4 protein-coding genes and 1 pseudogene are annotated in these 4,672 nt (G+C 69.8%); 4 read left to right on the top strand and 1 reads right to left on the bottom strand.

From position 1 onward, the window contains the following. The 4 genes and pseudogenes from HV824_RS34905 to HV824_RS34890 all read left to right on the top strand — a co-directional run. A pseudogene (locus HV824_RS34905) lies at positions 1 to 278 on the top strand (RDD family protein); the annotation flags it as partial. Further along, complete coding sequence (locus HV824_RS34900; protein ID WP_176425200.1) at positions 263 to 2,452, top strand: ATP-grasp domain-containing protein; 2,190 nt, start codon at positions 263 to 265, stop codon at positions 2,450 to 2,452. The pseudogene HV824_RS34905 and the gene HV824_RS34900, both read left to right, overlap by 16 nt. 100 nt (positions 2,453 to 2,552) lie before the next feature. Next, entirely contained in the window at positions 2,553 to 3,905 is a 1,353-nt protein-coding gene (locus HV824_RS34895) for a P1 family peptidase (RefSeq protein WP_176416164.1), read from the top strand. A gap of 42 nt (positions 3,906 to 3,947) precedes the next feature. Beyond that, positions 3,948 to 4,067: a hypothetical protein gene (locus tag HV824_RS34890; RefSeq protein ID WP_002636551.1), complete on the top strand. Its 120-nt coding sequence runs from the start codon at positions 3,948 to 3,950 to the stop codon at positions 4,065 to 4,067. 31 nt (positions 4,068 to 4,098) lie between these two features. Here HV824_RS34890 and HV824_RS34885 read toward each other — a convergent pair whose 3' ends face one another. Next, positions 4,099 to 4,572, bottom strand: coding sequence for a hypothetical protein (locus HV824_RS34885; protein WP_176425199.1), 474 nt, complete (start codon positions 4,570 to 4,572; stop codon positions 4,099 to 4,101). Positions 4,573 to 4,672: the final 100 nt, after the last annotated feature.

Raw genomic sequence — 4,672 nt, 5'->3', positions numbered from 1 at the left:
CCGCGCCGCATGGGACGGTGGCCGCGGCGGCGGGGCTGCTCGTCATCGGCGGCGTGGAGGCGTGGCGCGTGCTGAGGGACCCGCTGGGCTGGCGGCTGGGCGACACCTGGGCGCAGACGCAGGTGGTCGACGGGAAGGTTGTCGCGGGCGTAACCGTTGCAGCACGCACGCCGGTCGCGCATGAGCGCGCCTCCGGCAGGCTCATGTCCGCGGCGAAGGTGCGCCGTGGACGCTCGTCGTTCAGGAAGCGAAGGGGGTACCCGTGCGCATCGCGCTGACCCACAACCTCAGGCTGTCTGATTTGGAAGAAGAGGCGGAGTTCGACACGCAGGAGACGGTCAACGCGCTCGCGGCGGCCATCGAGCGCATCGGCCACCGGCTGGAGCGCTTCGAGGTGAGCGGCCCGGCCTCGCGCACCGTGGCGCGGCTGGAGGCCTACAGCCCCGACCTCATCTTCAACACCGCCGAGGGGCGCCGCGGCCGCTTCCGCGAGGCCTTCTATCCGGCCCTCTTCGACGAGCTGGGCTTCGCGTACACGGGCTCGGACGCGTACGCGCTGGCGCTGACGCTCGACAAGCAGCTCACCAAGCTGGTGCTGTCCAAGCAGGGCATCCGCACGCCCGGCTGGCAGTACGTGGAGAAGCTCAGCGAGCTGTCCGCGGAGAACCTGCGCTTCCCCGTCATCGTGAAGCCCAACTTCGAAGGGTCCTCCAAGGGCATCACCCAGGACTCCATCGCGGAGACGCTGGACGAGGTCCGCGCCAAGGTCGCCGCCGCGCTGGAGAAGTACCCGTCCGGCGTGCTGGTGGAGGAGTACATCTCCGGCCGCGACCTCGCGGTGCCGTTCCTGGAGTCGGTGGACAATGACTACGACGGCGTGCTCACCCCGGTGGAGTACGTCATCGACCCGTCCGTCACGCAGGACCGCAAGTACGCCATCTACGACTACGCGCTGAAGACGTCGCGGGAGGGCGCGGTCAGCGTGCGCGCCCCGGCGCAGATTCCGCCTCGCACGGCGGAGGACATCCGGCGGATGGCGCAGAAGGTGTACCAGGCGCTCGACTGTCGTGATTTGGGCCGCATCGACGTGCGCCTCAGCGACGCCGGCGTGCCGTACTTCCTGGAGATCAACGCGCTCCCCAGCCTGGAGCCGGGCGCGGGCATCTACGCGTCCGCGGAGCTGGACGGCCTGCACCTGGATGGGGTCATCAACTCCATCATCACCAGCGCGGCGAAGCGGTACAAAATCAAGGACTCGTCGCGCCGCCAGGGCAAGCCGGCGCGCAAGAGCGGTCCGCTGCGCGTGGGCTTCAGCTTCAACGTGAAGCGCGTGAAGCCCACGGCCACGGCGGAGACGGTGGAGGACAGCGAGGCGGAGTACGACTCGCCGAACACGCTCCAGGCCATCCGCGAGGCGATTGCGTCGTGGGGCCACGAGGTCATCGACCTGGAGGCCACGGCCGAGCTGCCCTCGGTGCTGTCGAGCACGCCGCTGGACGTGGTGTTCAACATCGCGGAGGGCTTCAAGGGCCGCAACCGCGAGAGCCAGGTCCCGGCGCTGCTGGAGCTGCTGGACATCCCGTACACGGGCTCGGACCCGGCCACGCTGTCCATCGCCCTGGACAAGGGCCTGGCGAAGAAGATTGTCCGGCAGGCCGGCATCCTCACGCCCAACTTCCAGCTCATGGCGACGGGCAAGGAGCGCCTCAACAAGGAGTTCACCAGCTTCCCGCTCATCGTGAAGCCGGTGGCGGAGGGCAGCTCCAAGGGCGTCGTCACCAAGAGCGTCTGCCACAGCGAGGCGGAGCTGCGCGAGGTGGTGCGCGAGATCGCCGGCAAGTACCAGCAGCCGGCGCTCATCGAGGAGTACATCCGCGGCCGTGAGTTCACCGTGGGCCTGCTGGGCGAGCGGCGTCCCCGCGTCCTGCCGCCCATGGAGATCGTCTTCCTGGACCGGGAGGAGAAGAACCCCGTCTACAGCTTCCAGCACAAGCTCGATTGGACGGACCGCATCCGCTACGACGCGCCGGCGAAGCTGGAGCCCGCGCTGCTGGAGCGGCTGCGCACGGCGGCGCGCAGCTCGTTCATGGCGCTGGGGTGCCGCGACGTCGCGCGCATCGACTTCCGCATGGACGACAAGGGGCGCATCTACTTCATCGAGTGTAACCCGCTGCCGGGCCTGACGCCGGGCTGGAGCGACCTGGTGCTCATCGCCCAGGGCGCCGGCATGGACTACCGGGGGCTCATCGGCGAAATCATGGCCCCCGCCATCCGCCGCTACAAGGAGCGCGAGGCGCGCCGCGCCGCCAGCGAGCACCCCGCTTCGGTGCTGCGCAAGAGCGTGCCCCTGGAAGAGGGGGCTCCCGCCGCCGCGCCGCCCGTGGCCGTGACGGCCCCCGCACCGGCATCCCCAGCGGCGGAGCCGTTGCCGCGCGTGGACGCGAAGGCCTGAGTCCCACGTGACGCCCCGGCCCGAGTCCGCCCACCGAGGCGGCGGGCGGGGCCGGGTGGAGTGGTTGACGGTGGGGAGCGGTCGGTTAGTGTCCCCCTCCATGGTGCACATCCCCGAGGAGACCGGTCCGCGCGTCCGGGCCCGTGAGCTGGGCCTGCCGCTGGGGCGCTTCAAGCCCGGCAAGTTCAACGCCATCACCGACGTGGAGGGGGTGCTCGTCGGGCACAGCACGTTGATACGGGGCGAGGGCCCGCTGCGCCCCGGGCACGGTCCGGTGCGCACGGGGGTCACCGCCATCCTCCCCAACCAGGGGAACATCTTCATGGAGCGCATGACGGGCGGCGGCTTCGTGCTCAACGGCGCGGGCGAGGTCTCCGGCATGACGCAGCTCATGGAGTGGGGCCTCATCGAGACGCCCATCCTCCTCACCAACACCATGGCGGTGGGGGCGGTGTCGGACGGCGTGGCGCGTTACCTGGTGGACCGCTACCCCGGCATCGGCGACGAGCACGACGTCATCATCCCCGTGGTGGGGGAGTGCGACGACTCCTGGCTCAACGACATCTCCGGGCGCCACGTGCGCGAGGAGCATGTCTTCGAGGCCATCCACACCGCCTCCAACGGCCCCGTGGCCGAGGGGAACGTGGGCGGCGGCACCGGCATGGTGACGTGCGACTTCAAGGGCGGCATCGGCACGTCCTCCCGCAAGCTGCCGGAGGTCCTCGGCGGCTACACGCTGGGGGTGCTGGTGATGTCCAACTTCGGGAAGATGCACAACCTGCGCGTGGGCGGCCTGCCCGTGGGCGAGGTGCTGGCGGAGAAGTTCAAGGACACACCCAAGCGCGGCCAGACGTACGGCTCCATCATCGCGGTGGTGGCCACGGACGCGCCGCTGCTGAGCCATCAAATCAACCGCCTCTGCAAGCGCGTGGCGCTGGGCATTGGCCGGGTGGGCAGCTACGCGGCGCACGGCTCGGGGGAGATTGTCGTCGGCTTCTCCACGGCGAACATCATCCCCCGGCGCACGCAGAAGATGGTCTACAAGCTGAAGCTCCTCCTGGACCAGCGCCTGGACCCCCTCTACGAGGCCGTCATGGAGGCCACCGAGGAGGCCATCCTCAACGCCATGTGCATGGCCACGTCCATGACGGGGGCCAACGGAAACCACTGCCCGGCGCTCCCCCTGGACGAGGTCCGGCGCTTCCTGGACGCCTACAAGCCGATTTTCGCCTCCGTGAAGAAGCGCCCCCAGCAGTCGAGCGCCCCGGCGGCCAGGGAGCGGCCCGGCACCGAGGACCGGGAGGGGGACGTGAAGGCGTCCACCGCCCGGCCGACCCAGGTCCGGAGCGCCGAGGGAATCCCGTTTCCCACCCGTCCGGCACCGGACGACCCCGGCGAGCCGGGGGGCCCAGAGGGTTCCTCTTCCGGGAGCCCGGCGGGTTCTGATAGTTAAGCCCCTCTTTTCACGTCTCCGTACGGAGCACAGGAGTCAAAGATGGCCCGCAGCAAGAGCAAGCACCGTCGCGTGCAGATGAAGATCAAGCAGGCCTGGAAGAAGCGGGCGAAGAAGAACAAGGCCGAGGCGAAGGCCGCCGCCGAGTCGAAGAAGAAGTAGTCGTCCCGACCGCGCTCGTGCGGCCCGTGGCTCAGTCCCGGGTCGCCGAGAACGGAGTGTTGACGTTGCAGCGCTGTCCCCCCGTGTCGGCCGCGCGCACGTAGCTGCCCGTGAGGACGCCGGCGATGGACGCCGTCCCGCCATCCGTCAGCGGCGCCGTGTAGCTGCCGGTGAGCGTCAGCGTGTCCGTCCGGTTCGCCGTGGGCGCTCCCGTTCCCGTCAGCAGGAAGGTCCCCTGCGCGGTGATGGTGCCCCGGACAGGGACGCCCGCCAGTCGGCTGGCGAGGTCTTCGCCCGAGCGGGCGATGTCCAGGACTTCACCCGTGGGAACCTCCACCCCCAGGAGCGCGCACTCCGAGGGCACGCCCGCGTCCGGGTTGAACTGCAGCCGGTAGCGGCCTTCGACCGCGGGGCACTCCGTGCAGGGGGCGGCTCCTCCGCCACAGGCGCCGGTGGTGAGCAGGAGCAACCCGGCGAAGAAGGGGGCGAAACGTCCAGAAGTCATGACTTGATTCTCCTTGAGGCGGAGGCCGGACTTCCCGGTGGGACGGCTGGTTCCTACGTTGGGAAAGGGCGGCGTTCGGTGGGCTCGTAGGGTGGGGTGG

This window comes from Myxococcus sp. AM009 (genome assembly GCF_013372605.1).
In the GTDB taxonomy this organism is placed as follows: Bacteria; Myxococcota; Myxococcia; order Myxococcales; family Myxococcaceae; genus Myxococcus; species Myxococcus vastator.
This window is presented reverse-complemented; position numbering and strand designations above follow the sequence as displayed.